Source organism: Paracoccus sp. Z118, from assembly GCF_019061185.1.
GTDB lineage: Bacteria > Pseudomonadota > Alphaproteobacteria > Rhodobacterales > Rhodobacteraceae > Paracoccus.
The window spans coordinates 159483-172185 of sequence record NZ_JAHQZU010000004.1 but is presented as its reverse complement, the minus strand read 5'-3'; the positions used below and the strand labels follow the sequence as shown (position 1 = coordinate 172185).

The following is a 12703-nucleotide window of genomic DNA, read 5'->3' as shown; positions in this document are numbered from 1 at the left end:
CATGACGATGGTGTTCGGAGTCCCGATCCAGGCGCTGATGGGGCAGTTGCTGGTCGGGCTTATCAACGGCTCGTTCTACGCGCTGCTGTCGCTCGGCCTCGCCGTGATCTTCGGCCTGCTGCGGGTCATCAACTTCGCCCACGGGGCGCAATACATGCTGGGCGCGTTCGTCGCGCTGCTGGCGCTGAACTGGTTCGGCCTCAACTACTGGTTCGCGCTGATCCTCGCGCCGCTGGTCGTCGGCCTTTTCGGCGCGCTGATCGAGCGGTCGATGCTGTCGCGGCTCTACAAGCTGGACCATCTTTACGGCCTGCTGTTCACCTTCGGCCTCGCCCTGACGCTGGAAGGGCTGTTCCGGTGGCAGTTCGGCGCCTCGGGCCAGCCCTACGCGCCGCCCGCCGCGCTGACCGGCGGGATGAATCTCGGCTTCATGTTCCTGCCGATCTATCGCGGCTGGGTGATCGTCTTCTCGCTCGTGGTCTGTATCGCCGTCTGGGCGCTGATCGAGAAGACCCAGCTCGGCGCGAAGCTGCGCGCCGCGACCGAGAACCCGACGCTGGTGCAGAGCTTCGGGATCAACGTCCCGATGCTGCTGACGCTGACCTACGCGCTCGGCGCGGGGCTGGCGGGGCTGGCGGGGGTGCTGGCGGCGCCGATCTACCAGGTCTCGCCGCTGATGGGGACGAACCTCATCATCGTGGTGTTCGCGGTGGTCGTGGTCGGCGGCATGGGGTCCATCATGGGCGCCATCGTCACAGGCTATCTGCTGGGCGTCGCCGAGGGGCTGACCAAGGTGTTCTATCCCGAGGCGTCGAACATCGTGATCTTCGTCATCATGGCGATCGTGCTGATCCTGCGCCCCGCGGGCCTGTTCGGAAAGGAAGCCTGAGATGGCCAACAATACCCAAGCGGCCCCCGCGGCTTCCGCGGAGGCGCAGCGCAGCCGCTCCGGCGTGATCCTGGTGGTGATCGGGCTGGCGCTGCTGATCCTGGCGCCGTTCTTCCTGTATCCCGTGTTCCTGATGAAGCTGCTGTGCTTCGGGCTGTTCGCGGCGGCGTTCAACCTGCTGCTGGGCTACACCGGGCTGCTGTCCTTCGGCCACGCCGCGTTCTTCGGCGGCGCGGCCTATTTCACCGCCCATGCGGCGAAGGTCTGGGGGTGGTCGCCGGAACTCGCGATCCTGCTGGGGGTCGCTGGCGCGGTCGTGCTGGGGCTGATCATGGGGGCCATCGCCATCCGCCGGCAGGGCATCTACTTCGCCATGATCACGCTGGCGCTGTCGCAGATGTTCTTCTTCTTCTGCCTGCAGGCGCCCTTCACCCATGGCGAGGACGGCATCCAGTCCGTGCCGCGCGGGTCGCTGTTCGGTTTCATCAACCTGAACGACACGATGAACATGTATTTCTTCGTGGCGGCGGTGTTCGCGCTGGGGCTGTTCTGCATCTGGCGGATCGTGAACTCGCCCTTCGGCATGATCCTGAAGGCGATCCGGGAAAACGAGCAGCGGGCGATCTCGCTCGGCTACTCGGTGGCCAACTACAAGCTGGCGGCCTTCGTCATGTCGGCGGCCTTCACCGGGCTTGCCGGCGGGGTGAAGGCGCTGGTGATGCAGTTCGCCACGCTGACCGACGTGCAGTGGCAGATGTCGGGCGAGGTGATCCTGATGACGCTGCTGGGCGGCATCGGCACCATGGCCGGTCCCATCGTCGGCGCGGGCGTCATCATTGCCCTGCAGAACTTCCTCGCGACCTCGAACATCCCGGTGACGGTCATCACCGGCCTCGTGTTCATGATCTGCGTGCTGCTGTTCCGCCGCGGCCTCGTGGGCGAGCTTGCCGACTCGAAACTCGGCCGGATGATCGGCCTGCGCTGATCCGTTCGCCGGATCAAACCAACACCGGGCGGTCCCCACGGGCCGCCCGGTTTTTTCATGCCCGATGGCCATCACAAAAATATTGCACTTTATGGGACCATCGAGCAATCTTCCCGCACAAGACATCTTGGGGAGGAACTCATGTCTTTCTTTTCGACCAGACTGGCCGCGGCCGCCGTGGCGCTCTTCACCGCAGCGGCGCCAGTCGTCGCACAGGACTTGGAGCTGACCATCATCGCCCCCGCGGGCGCAGGCGGCGGCTGGGACGCGGCGGCGCGGGCGCTTCAGGACACGATGGTCAGGACCGGCAACGCCAAGAGCGTTCAGGTCCAGAACGTGCCCGGCGCGGGCGGCACCGTGGGTCTGGCGCAGTTCGTGCAGAACGCGCGCGGCTCCGATGACCAGATGCTGGTCGGCGGGATCACGATGGTCGGCGCGATCCTGACCAACAAGGCCCCGGTCAGCCTGTCCGACGTGACCCCCATCGCCCGCCTCACAGGCGATCCGCTGGTCGTGGTGGTGCCCGCGAACTCGCCCCACCAGACGCTGGCCGACCTGACCGCCGCGATCCAGTCGGACGTCGCCAACACCATCTGGGCCGGCGGCTCGGCGGGCGGCGCGGACCACATCCTTGCCGCGCTCATCACCCAGGCGGCGGGCGCCGATCCGTCGAAGGTCAACTACGTCGCCTATTCCGGCGGCGGCGAGGCGCTGGCCGCCATGCTGGGCGGGCAGGTCACGGCGGGGATTTCCGGCTACGGCGAATGGCAGGGCCAGATCGAATCCGGCGACCTGCGCGCGCTCGCCATCTCCTACCCCGAGCCGATCGAAGGGATCGACGCGCAGCCGCTCAAGGCGCAGGGCGTCGATGTCGAACTGGTCAACTGGCGCGGCATCTTCGCCGGACCGGAGATCTCGGACGAGACGAAGCAGGCCTTCTCGGCCGCCATCGAGAATACGGTGAAGTCGCCCGAATGGCAGGAAGTCCTGACCGCCCGCGGCTGGACCGACTACTACGCCCCGGCGGACGAGTTCGAGACGTTCATCGCGTCCGAGAACGAGCGCGTGGGCGACGTCCTGCGCTCCATCGGCCTGGCCGAGTGACGATCCGGGCGGGGGATCAGACCCCCGCCCCTTCCAACCCGAGGGAACCACCATGCCTCTGCCCGCCTCAAGCGGCATCCATCGCCCCACGCTCTATATCGGGCTGGGCCTGTTCGCGCTGGCCGCGGTGACGTGGTTCGACGCGCGCAGCATGTCCATCCGCGCCACCTATGGGATGGGCGCCGACGCCGCGTCCTATTTCGTGGCCGCCTTCATCGCCGCGCTTGGGGTGGGGCATGTGTTCGCCGCCATGAAGCCCGGCATCGACGCCGGCGAAACCGACTGGGGCGCGGTGATGTGGATCGCGCTGGCCATGGGCGGGCTGGTCGGATCGATCTGGATCGGCCTCGGCTTCATCCTCGGCTCGACGCTGCTCTTCGCGCTGACCGCGCGGGCCTTCGGCCGCCGGGCGCTGCCGTTCGATCTGGCCATCGGCTTCGGGCTGTCGCTGATGATCTTCCTTCTCTTCAACAAGCTGCTGAAGCTGTCGCTGCCCTCCGGGCCGCTCGAACGGCTGTTCTGAGGGTCATATGGACGCGCTGATCCAGCTTTTCGACGGGTTCGCCCTGGCCATTGCGCCGATGAACCTCGCCTTCGCCGCCATCGGCGTTCTGCTGGGCACCGCCGTCGGCGTGCTGCCCGGCATCGGCCCGGCGCTGACCGTGGCGCTGCTGCTACCGGTCACGTTCAAGATGGACCCCGGCGGCTCGCTCATCATGTTCGCGGGCATCTATTACGGCGGGATGTATGGCGGCTCGACCACCGCCATCCTGCTGAACACGCCCGGCGAGGCGGCATCGGTCGTCACCGCGCTGGAGGGCAACAAGATGGCCCGCAAGGGCCGCGGCGGCCCGGCGCTGGCGACCGCCGCCATCGGCTCGTTCGTGGCGGCGCTGATCGCCACGGCGGGGCTGGCGTTCCTCGCCCCGATCCTCGTCAAGATCGCGGTGAAGTTCGGGCCGTGGGACTATTTCGGGCTGATGCTGATCGCCTTCGTCACCGTCTCGGCGACGTTCGGATCGTCGCCGCTGCGCGGGCTGACCAGCCTCGCCATCGGCCTGTGGCTCGGCCTGATCGGCATCGACCAGCTGACCGGGCAGACCCGGTTGGCTTTCGGCGTTCCCAACCTCTTCGACGGGATCGAGGTCACGACGCTGGCCGTGGGCCTCTTTGCCATCGGCGAGGCGCTGTTCGTCGCCTCGCGCCACTTCTACGCGCCGGAAAAGCCGATACCGATCTCCGGCTCGATCTGGATGACGCGCAAGGACTGGGCGCGCTCATGGAAACCGTGGCTGCGCGGCGCGGGCATCGGCTTTCCCATCGGCGCGCTGCCGGCGGGCGGGGCCGAGATCCCGACCTTCCTCAGCTACACGACCGAGCGGAAGCTGTCGAAGCACCCCGAGGAGTTCGGCCACGGCGCCATCGAAGGCGTGGCGGGGCCGGAGGCGGCGAATAACGCATCCGCCGCCGGCTCGCTGGTGCCGCTGCTGACGCTGGGCCTGCCGACCTCGGCCACGGCGGCGGTGATGCTGGCGGGGTTCCAGCAATACAACATCCAGCCGGGGCCCCTGCTGTTCGTCCAGCACGCCGATCTGGTCTGGGCACTGATCGCCTCGCTGTTCATCGCCAACGTGATGCTGCTGGTGCTGAACCTGCCGCTGGTCGGGCTGTGGGTGCAGCTTCTCAAGATCCCGCTGCCGTGGCTTTATGGCGGCATCCTCGTCTTCGCCACGATGGGCACGATCGCCGCCAACCCCTCGGTGGTGGAACTGCTGGTGCTCTCGGCCTTCGGCGCCCTCGGCTTCATCATGCGACGATACGACTACCCCATCGCGCCGGTGGTCGTGGGGCTGATCCTCGGGCCGATGGCGGACAGCCAGTTGCGGCGGGCGTTGCAGATGAGCCTTGGTGATCCGATGGTGCTGCTGCAGCACCCCGGCTCGGCCACGATGATCGTCATCGCGACCGTGGCGCTGATCGCCCCGTTCGTGTTCCGCGGCCTCGCCCGCTTCCGGGCGGAAGAGGACTGACCCGAACGCGCATGGCCCGCCAGAGTCTCGCCCCCCGGATCATGACCCAGATTCTCGACCATGCCCGCGCCGAGGGCATGGAAGCCGGCCAGCACCTGCCCGCGCAGCGGCTTGCCGCGCAGCTTCGCGTCTCGCGCTCGCCCGTGGTCAGCGCCCTGCGCGAGCTCGAGCGGCGGGGGCTGGTCCGGTCCGAGGAGAACCGGGGCTTCTTCCTCAATCGGGACGCCGCCGACCTGCCCGAGCCGAAGCCGGACATGGACGCCGAGGACGCCGCCTATTTCCGCATCGCCGAGGATCGGCTGGCCGCGCGCCTGCCCGACCGCCTGAGCGAGAGCGAGTTCATGCGCCATTACGACCTGCCGCGGGGGCGGATGCGGGCGCTGCTGCAGCTCATCGAATCCGAAGGCTGGATCGAGCGGCTGCCCGGCAATGGCTGGCAGTTCCGCGAGACCCTGACCTCGGCCGATGCCTATGCCGAATCCTACGCCTTCCGCGCGGTGATCGAGCGCGAGGCGCTGCTGCTGCCCAGCTTCCGCCCCGACCCCGAGGCGTTCGCCGCCGCGCGGCAGCGGCAGACGGCGCTGCTGACCAGCTACATGCACGAGAGCCGGGTTGAAATCTTCACCCGGAACATCGACTTCCACGAGATGCTGATCCGCTGCGCCAACAACGCGTTCTTCCTGGACGCGGTGCTGCGGATCAACCGGCTGCGGCGGCTGATCGAATACCGCATCACCGCCGACCGCTCGCGCCTGCCGCAGCAGGTGCGGGAGCATATCCAGCTTCTCGACCTGATCGAGTCGGGCCGGATGCGCGAGGCGGCCGATTTCATGTTCACCCATGTGTCCGGCGCCGGGCGATCCAAGGCCGCGGCGCTCGGACAGGAATGACCGATGGATTTCACGACTGAACTGACCATCGGTGGCAAAAGCCACCGGATCATCGACCTGCCCGCCGCTGCCGATGGGCGGCTGCACCGGATGCCGCATATCCACCGAATCCTGCTGGAGAACGTCCTGCGCGCGGGCGGAGATGATGCGGCGGCGGCGCGGCGCGCAATCCTCGCGGCGCTGGACGGCCCGTCTGAGGCGGAGATCCCGTTCCTGCCGGTGCGCGTCCTGATGCACGACACGACCTGCGGCCCGGCGCTGGTGGACATCGCCGGGATGCGCTCGACGCTGGCCGAGGCGGGGTTCGATCCGAAGCTGCTTAATCCGGTGCTGCCGGTGGACGTGTCCACCGACCACTCGCTCGCGGTGGATTTCTTCGGCGGGCCGGGCGCGATGCAGCGCAATCTGGCGAACGAATACCGGCGGAACGGCGAGCGGTATCGGTTCATGAAATGGGCGACGGCCACGCTGGACCAGTTCCGCGTGCATCCGCCGGGCACCGGGATCATGCACACGCTGAACCTCGAACGGCTGGCTACGGTGGTCGAAGCACGCGACGGCTGGCTGATGCCCGACGCGATGATCGGCACCGACAGCCACACGCCGATGATCAACGGCATCGGCGTTCTGGCATGGGGCGTCGGCGGGATCGAGGCGGAGAGCGTGTTCTTCGGGATGCCGGTGATGCTGCGCGTGCCGGATGTCGTGGGGATGCGGCTGACCGGGCGCTTGCGCGAGGGCGTGACCGCCACCGACCTCGCATTGACCGTGACCGAGCATCTGCGCCGGATCGACCTATCCGACCGCTTCGTCGAGTTCTTCGGGCCCGGCCTGTCCACGCTGTCCGCCGGGGACCGCGCGGTGATCGCCAACATGACGCCCGAGTTCGGCGGCAATACCGGCTTCTTCCCGGTGGATCGGGGGGTGCTGGATTATCTCGCCGCCACGGGGCGCAAGCCGGAATTGATCGAGCGGGTGGAAACCTACTGCCGCCGCCAAGGCTTGTGGTTCGACCCCGAGGAAATCCCGATCTTCTCGCAGATCGTCGAACTGGACCTGTCCACGGTCGAAGTCAGCGTCGCCGGCCCCCGCCGCCCGCAGGACCGCCTGCCCGCCTCGGCCATCGCGGCAGGTGCCGCCGAAGTGCGCGGCGGCGCCCCCCGCCAGTTCCCAGCGGACGAGGTGCCCGACGGGGCGGTCGCCATCGCCGCCATCACCAGCTGCACCAACACCACCGACCCGCGCCTGCTGATCGCCGCCGGGCTGGTCGCCCGCAAGGCGCGCGAGCGGGGGCTGACGCCGCCCGCATGGGTCAAGACCTCGCTCGCGCCCGGCTCGCCCACCGCGGAACGCTATCTGCGCCGCTCGGGCCTGCTGCCCGATCTGGAGGCGGTCGGCTTCGGCATCGTCGGCTTCGGCTGCACGACCTGCATCGGCAACTCCGGCGACCTGACCCCGCTCTCGCAGGAAGCGATGGCGGAAGGGCGGCTGCAAACGGCGGTCCTGTCCGGCAACCGCAACTTCCCCGGCCGCGTGCATCCGCAGCTTGAGGCGGGCTTTCTCGCCTCGCCGCCGCTGGTCGTGGCCTTCGCCTTAGCGGGCGACGTCGAACGCGACATCCTGCGCGACGAAATCGCGCCGGGCGTGCGGCTGTCCGACCTATGGCCCACCGGGGCCGAGATCGATGCCGCGCTGGCCGCCGCCATCGACCCCGGCGACTTCGCGCAGGCCTATGGCGAGGCCGAGGCGAGCCGCCTCTGGGCCGATCTCGACGCGCCGACGACGCCGCTGTTCCCGTGGGACGAGGCGTCCACCTATATCCGCCGCCCGCCCTTTGCAGCCTTCGGCGAGGGCACGCGGCTGGGCAGCTACATCGCCCGCCCGCTGCTGGTGCTGGGCGACGACATCACCACCGACCACATCTCGCCCGCCGGGGCGATCCCGGCGGCGGGCGACGCGGGCCAATGGCTGACCGAACGCGGCGAGAACCCGCGCGATCTCAACGTCTTCTCCTCGCGCCGGGGCAACTGGGAGGTGATGCTGCGCGGCCTCTACACCAACCGCAACGTCCGCAACCTGCTGGCGGACGGCATCCCGCCCGGCGCCACGATCCTGCCGGATGGCGAGACGCTGCCGCTGTATCAGGCGGCGGCGCGGTATAGCGGGGCGGGGGAGCCGGTCGTGATCGTCGCGGGGGAACGCTACGGCATGGGTTCGTCCCGCGACTGGGCCGCCAAGGGCGCGGCGCTGCTGGGCGCGCGCGCGGTGCTGGCGGTCAGCTTCGAGCGCATCCACCGCGCCAACCTGATCGGCATGGGCGTCCTGCCGCTGCGCCTGCCGGCGGGGGTATCGCCCGACACGCTGCGGCTGAGCGTGGATGACCTGATCCATATCGACGCCGACCCCGCCCGCATCGCCCCGCGCAGCGAAGTGCCCGTGCGCATCACCCGCGCGGATGGCCGCAGCGAGGCGTTCACCGCCACCGCCGCGATCGAGACGACGCTGGAGGTCGAGACGCTGCGCCAGGCCGGGCTGCTGCCGCTGATCCTGAAGCGGCTGATGGCGGGGAGGCGTTAGGGAGCCTGGCAATCGCGGCTTGAGGGCGACACTGCCGCCTGTTGCGGCGGCTCGTCACACGGCCACCGGTGCATTCCCGCTAGAGGAAACGGGCCACGAGTCCGTTTCCGGGCGGTCCATCAAGGCCAGCACGACAGAGGGACGCGCCCGCACGGGTGGGCGCGAACGCGCCCGCCAAGGGGCGTGCGGGCGCGCCCCGGTCCGCTTTGGGCGGACCGGGGGAACTGCATGGCCGTGTTCAGCACTGGTCGGGACCAAGCGGTGTCGCGGGCGAAGGTCAGCCCGGATGACCACTCAATCGGGCGGTCAACCGCGTTCGGTTGCTCACGCACTACTCACGACGGATTCGAGCGGAACGGCCCCCCGCTCAATGCGACATCAGCACCGGAAGGTTCGCGTTCTCCAGGATATGCCGGGTCACGCCGCCCAGCAGGTCCTCGGAGAACTTGCTGTGCTCGTAGGCCCCCATCACCAGCAGCCCCGCCTGCTGCCGCGCGCAGGCGTCGAGGATCGTCTGCCCGATTCCGCCCGGCCCCTCGGGATGAAGCTCCGCCTGCGCGTCGATCCCGTGCAGCGACAGAAGTCGCAGCGTCGCGTCCAGATGCGCGGGCGCCTGCCCCTCGCCGATCGCCAGCAGCATCACGCGCTCCTTCGTGCCGAGGATGTGCATCGCATCCCCCAGCGCCCGCGCCGCCGCGCGCTTGCCGTCCCACGCCACCACCGCAGTCTCCACGATCCGCTCGGCGGCGTAGCCCGGCTGCACCAGCAGGACCGGACGGCCGCTGCGCAGGGCGACGACATCGGGGCGCACGCCGAAGCGGTCGCCCTCGCCGACATCGGGGCCGCCGCCCATCACGACGACATCGTGGCCGCGCGCTACCTCGGAAATGCTCTGCCCCCGCCGCGCAGTCAGATCGAGGAACGCGGCGCGGTCCTGCACCCCGGCCGCAGCCGCCCGCTCCATGAAGGCGTCGCGGCGTTCGCGCACGAACTCGGCTCGTGCCCGGTCCAGCACTTCGTCGATCTCGCGCGTCATCATGCGGCCGGCGCGGGCGCGCAGCGGGTTCGGCGGTTGCCAGACGGCGGCGGTCAGGTGCGCGTCGTATTTCTGCGCCATCTGGATCGCCATCCGCGTGGCGCTGTCCCCGCCACCATTATCGACATAGGTCGTGAGGATGCTTCGGATGGTCATGGCGGCTCCTGCTGAGGGCGAGACGCCGCAAGATTGGCGCATGTCGAAGCCGACCGCAACGGCGCCGCCCGCCGCACGGGCTTGCAGGCCCGCCTCCGCACGGCTAGGCTCCCCTGAACGCTCGTTGGGGCGCCCCGCGCGGGGCTGAGATGTGCAAGGCACAGCACCCACCGAACCTGATCCGGGTCATGCCGGCGTAGGGAACGGGCCAATCCGCTTTGCCGCGGTTCCCCCCCTTCGCACATGCGTGGCCTCTCTTGTGGGGGAAGACATGGCGATTGCGCTGACCATTGCGGGATCGGACAGCGGCGGCGGGGCCGGCATCCAGGCCGACCTCAAGACCTTCTCGGCGCTCGGCGTCTATGGCGCGAGCGTGCTGACCGCGATCACCGCGCAGAACACCCGCGCCGTGACGATGGTCGAAGCCGTCTCGCCCGCGATGATCCGCGCCCAGATCGGGGCGGTGCTGGACGATCTGGACGTACGCGCGGTCAAGATCGGGATGCTCGGCACGGCGGACGCAACGCTGGCGGTGGCGGACGCGCTGCGGGGCAAGGGCCTGCCGCTGGTCCTCGACCCCGTGATGGTCGCCAAGACCGGCGACCTGCTGGTCAACGAACCGGCCATCGCGGCGCTGCAGGACCATCTCATGCCGCTCGCGACTGTCCTGACCCCGAACCTGCCCGAAGCCGCCCGCCTTCTCGGCCGCAGGCCCGTCACCGACGAGGGCGAAGCCGTCGCTCAGGGCCAGGCGTTGCGGGCGATGGGGGCCGAATGGGTGCTGATGAAGGGCGGCCATGCCGAAGGCGCGATCTGCACCGACCGCCTGATCGGCCCGGCGCGGCATGACTTCTCCGCGCCGCGCATCCTCACCCGCAACACCCACGGCACCGGCTGCTCGCTGTCGTCGGGCATCGCGGCAGGTCTGGCGAAGGGCATGTCCGTGCCCGAGGCCGTGTCGGCCGCCCATGGCTGGCTGCACGGCGCAATCGTCGCCGCCGACCGGCTGACCATCGGCGCGGGCCACGGCCCGGTGCATCACTTCCACCACTGGTGGCCGGCATGAGCGCGCCGAAGATCATCCTCGGCGCCGGTGTCATGGGCCTCGCCGTCGCCACCGAACTCGCCGCGCGGGGCGTGCCGATCACGCTGGTCGATCCCGCGGGCGGGCCGGGCACACATGGCTGCTCGTGGTGGGCGGGCGGGATGCTCGCCCCCTGGTGCGAGTTCGAGAGCGCCGAGGAAGCCGTCCTCCGCCACGGCCAGGGCGCCATCGGCTGGTGGGAAAAGAACGCCGGCAGCGTGGTCCGCAACGGAACGCTCGTCGTCGCTCTGGGCCGGGACCGGCGCGAACTGGACCGCTTCGCCCGCCGCACGGAAGGTTGCGAGCAGATCGACGGCACCCGCATCGCGGAGCTGGAGCCCGACCTCGCCGGCCGCTTCGACCGCGCCCTGTTCTTCGGGCGCGAGGCGCATCTCGACCCCCGCCGCGCAATGCAGGCGTTGCAGCAACGCCTCGCCGCGCAGGGCATCACCGCGCAGCCGAATGCGCCAACGGCGGGCGAGATCATCGACTGCCGCGGCCTCGCCGCCCGCGATGCGGTGCCGGACCTGCGCGGCGTCCGGGGCGAGATGCTGGTGCTGCGCTGCCCCGATGTGGTGCTGTCGCGCCCGGTGCGGCTGCTGCACCCGCGTGTGCCGATCTACATCGTCCCGCGCGGCGGCGGCGTCTTCATGCTGGGCGCGACGATGATCGAAAGCGACCGGCGCGGGGTGGTCACCGCCCGCTCGGTCATGGAACTGCTGTCGGCCGCCTTCGCCCTGCACCCGGCCTTCGGCGAGGCCGAGATCGTCGAGCTCGGCGCCGACGCCCGCCCGGCTTTCCCCGACAACCTGCCGAGGATCGGCCGGGCCGGGGACCGCCTCTACGCCAATGGCCTTTACCGCCACGGCTATCTGCTGGCGCCCGCCGTCGCCCGGCAGATCGCCGACCATATCGAGAACGGCACCAAGGGGGAGTTCTGGCATGAAACTGACGATCAACGGTGAGCCGCGCGAGATCGAGGCGGCAACGGTGGCCGAGGCGCTGGCCGCGCTGGACATGGCCGAGGCGCGCGTGGCGACCGCGCTGAACGGCGCCTTCGTGCCCGCCGCCGCGCGCGATGCCACGCCCGTCACCCCCGGCGACGCGCTGGAAATCGTCGCCCCGATGCAGGGCGGCTGAGATGCCGGTCTTCTACGGCACGGAAATCGCCTCGCCCCTGATGCTGGGCACGGCGCAGTATCCCAGCCCGGCGATCCTCGCCGAGGCCTTCCGCGCCTCGGGCGCCGGCATCGCCACCGTCAGCCTGCGCCGCGAGGCGGGCGGCGGGCAGGACTTCCTGCGGCTGATGGAGGAGCTGGGTGTCCCCCTGCTGCCGAACACCGCCGGCTGCCACAGCGCGCGCGAGGCGATCACCACCGCGCGGATGGCACGCGAGCTGCTCGGCACCGACTGGATCAAGCTCGAGGTGATCGGCCACACCGACCTGCTCGCCCCGGACGTCTTCCAGCTGGTCGAGGCCGCCCGCGCGCTGACGGAAGACGGCTTCAAGGTCTTCCCCTACTGCACCGAGGATCTGTCGGTCTGCGGCCGTCTGCTCGACGCCGGCTGCGAGGTGCTGATGCCGTGGGGCGCGCCGATCGGCTCGGGACTCGGCCTGAGCAACCCGCACGGGCTGAAGGCGCTGCGGGCGGCCTTTCCCGACGTGCCGCTGGTCGTGGATGCGGGGATCGGCCTGCCCAGCCACGCGGCGGCGGCGATGGAACTGGGTTTCGACGCCGTCCTGCTGAACACCGCCGTGGCCAAGGCGGGCGACCCGGCAGCGATGGCCCGCGCGATGGCGCAGGCGGCCGAGGCGGGCCGCGCCGCCTTCCTCGCCGACCCGATGGAGCCGCGCGAGATGGCCGTCCCCTCCACCCCCGTGATCGGCAAGGCGTTCCTCTCATGAACCTTTCTTCTTCGCGGAAATATCCTCCGGGGGTTCCGGGGGTGGA

12 protein-coding genes and 1 riboswitch are annotated in these 12703 nt (G+C 69.8%); of the genes, 11 read left to right on the top strand and 1 reads right to left on the bottom strand.

The annotated features are described in order from the left end of the window. Nucleotide 1 precedes the first annotated feature (1 nt). From KTN05_RS04865 to acnA, 7 genes are read left to right on the top strand one after another with little or no spacing between them, the layout of a single operon-like run. The gene (locus tag KTN05_RS04865) at nt 2-889 is read left to right on the top strand and encodes a branched-chain amino acid ABC transporter permease (protein WP_217328256.1); all 888 of its coding nucleotides are present in this window, start codon (nt 2-4) and stop codon (nt 887-889) included. A gap of 1 nt (nt 890) precedes the next feature. Continuing rightward, on the top strand, nt 891-1874 hold the full coding sequence (locus KTN05_RS04860) for a branched-chain amino acid ABC transporter permease (RefSeq protein WP_217328255.1): 984 nt from the start codon (nt 891-893) through the stop codon (nt 1872-1874). A gap of 57 nt (nt 1875-1931) precedes the next feature. Beyond that, nucleotides 1932-2978: a Bug family tripartite tricarboxylate transporter substrate binding protein gene (locus tag KTN05_RS04855; protein ID WP_371823276.1), complete on the top strand. Its 1047-nt coding sequence runs from the start codon at nt 1932-1934 to the stop codon at nt 2976-2978. Between the two features lie 52 nt (nt 2979-3030). Further along, nucleotides 3031-3501 (top strand): tripartite tricarboxylate transporter TctB family protein, encoded by a 471-nt coding sequence (locus KTN05_RS04850; RefSeq protein WP_217328253.1) that lies wholly within the window; start codon nt 3031-3033, stop codon nt 3499-3501. A gap of 7 nt (nt 3502-3508) precedes the next feature. Next, a complete protein-coding gene (locus tag KTN05_RS04845; RefSeq protein ID WP_217328252.1) occupies nt 3509-5008 on the top strand; it encodes a tripartite tricarboxylate transporter permease in 1500 nt (499 codons plus the stop codon). A 41-nt stretch (nt 5009-5049) separates the two neighbouring features. Beyond that, nucleotides 5050-5898: a GntR family transcriptional regulator gene (locus KTN05_RS04840; RefSeq protein ID WP_254367989.1), complete on the top strand. Its 849-nt coding sequence runs from the start codon at nt 5050-5052 to the stop codon at nt 5896-5898. A gap of 3 nt (nt 5899-5901) precedes the next feature. Beyond that, nucleotides 5902-8475, top strand: coding sequence for an aconitate hydratase AcnA (gene acnA / locus KTN05_RS04835; RefSeq protein ID WP_217328250.1), 2574 nt, complete (start codon nt 5902-5904; stop codon nt 8473-8475). 367 nt (nt 8476-8842) lie between these two features. Here acnA and KTN05_RS04830 read toward each other — a convergent pair whose 3' ends face one another. After that, nucleotides 8843-9667, bottom strand: coding sequence for a universal stress protein (locus KTN05_RS04830; RefSeq protein WP_217328249.1), 825 nt, complete (start codon nt 9665-9667; stop codon nt 8843-8845). Between the two features lie 115 nt (nt 9668-9782). Beyond that, nucleotides 9783-9887: riboswitch (TPP riboswitch) on the top strand. A 51-nt stretch (nt 9888-9938) separates the two neighbouring features. Here KTN05_RS04830 and thiD point away from each other — a divergent pair. Genes thiD through KTN05_RS04810 form a run of 4 tightly spaced genes read left to right on the top strand, consistent with a single transcriptional unit; the run spans nt 9939 to nt 12657 of the window. Beyond that, the gene (thiD, locus tag KTN05_RS04825) at nt 9939-10733 is read left to right on the top strand and encodes a bifunctional hydroxymethylpyrimidine kinase/phosphomethylpyrimidine kinase (protein ID WP_217328248.1); all 795 of its coding nucleotides are present in this window, start codon (nt 9939-9941) and stop codon (nt 10731-10733) included. Then, a complete protein-coding gene (thiO, locus tag KTN05_RS04820; protein ID WP_217328247.1) occupies nt 10730-11716 on the top strand; it encodes a glycine oxidase ThiO in 987 nt (328 codons plus the stop codon). The genes thiD and thiO overlap by 4 nt, the downstream gene beginning before the upstream one ends. Beyond that, nucleotides 11694-11891, top strand: a complete 198-nt coding sequence (gene thiS, locus KTN05_RS04815; protein ID WP_217328246.1) for a sulfur carrier protein ThiS — start codon at nt 11694-11696, stop codon at nt 11889-11891. The genes thiO and thiS overlap by 23 nt, the downstream gene beginning before the upstream one ends. A gap of 1 nt (nt 11892) precedes the next feature. Beyond that, nucleotides 11893-12657, top strand: coding sequence for a thiazole synthase (locus KTN05_RS04810; protein WP_217328245.1), 765 nt, complete (start codon nt 11893-11895; stop codon nt 12655-12657). The last annotated feature ends 46 nt before the right edge of the window (nt 12658-12703 follow it).

Excerpts from the sequence above, each read along its gene's own strand:
- KTN05_RS04860 (WP_217328255.1), top strand. The coding sequence starts at position 891 with ATGGCCAACAATACCCAAGCGGCCCCCGCGGCTTCCGCGGAGGCGCAG.
- thiS (WP_217328246.1), top strand. The coding sequence starts at position 11,694 with ATGAAACTGACGATCAACGGTGAGCCGCGCGAGATCGAGGCGGCAACG.
- KTN05_RS04845 (WP_217328252.1), top strand. The coding sequence starts at position 3,509 with ATGGACGCGCTGATCCAGCTTTTCGACGGGTTCGCCCTGGCCATTGCG.
- KTN05_RS04850 (WP_217328253.1), top strand. The coding sequence starts at position 3,031 with ATGCCTCTGCCCGCCTCAAGCGGCATCCATCGCCCCACGCTCTATATC.
- thiD (WP_217328248.1), top strand. The coding sequence starts at position 9,939 with ATGGCGATTGCGCTGACCATTGCGGGATCGGACAGCGGCGGCGGGGCC.
- KTN05_RS04865 (WP_217328256.1), top strand. The coding sequence starts at position 2 with ATGACGATGGTGTTCGGAGTCCCGATCCAGGCGCTGATGGGGCAGTTG.
- KTN05_RS04810 (WP_217328245.1), top strand. The coding sequence starts at position 11,893 with ATGCCGGTCTTCTACGGCACGGAAATCGCCTCGCCCCTGATGCTGGGC.
- KTN05_RS04840 (WP_254367989.1), top strand. The coding sequence starts at position 5,050 with ATGACCCAGATTCTCGACCATGCCCGCGCCGAGGGCATGGAAGCCGGC.
- thiO (WP_217328247.1), top strand. The coding sequence starts at position 10,730 with ATGAGCGCGCCGAAGATCATCCTCGGCGCCGGTGTCATGGGCCTCGCC.
- acnA (WP_217328250.1), top strand. The coding sequence starts at position 5,902 with ATGGATTTCACGACTGAACTGACCATCGGTGGCAAAAGCCACCGGATC.
- KTN05_RS04855 (WP_371823276.1), top strand. The coding sequence starts at position 1,932 with ATGCCCGATGGCCATCACAAAAATATTGCACTTTATGGGACCATCGAG.
- KTN05_RS04830 (WP_217328249.1), bottom strand. The coding sequence starts at position 9,667 with ATGACCATCCGAAGCATCCTCACGACCTATGTCGATAATGGTGGCGGG.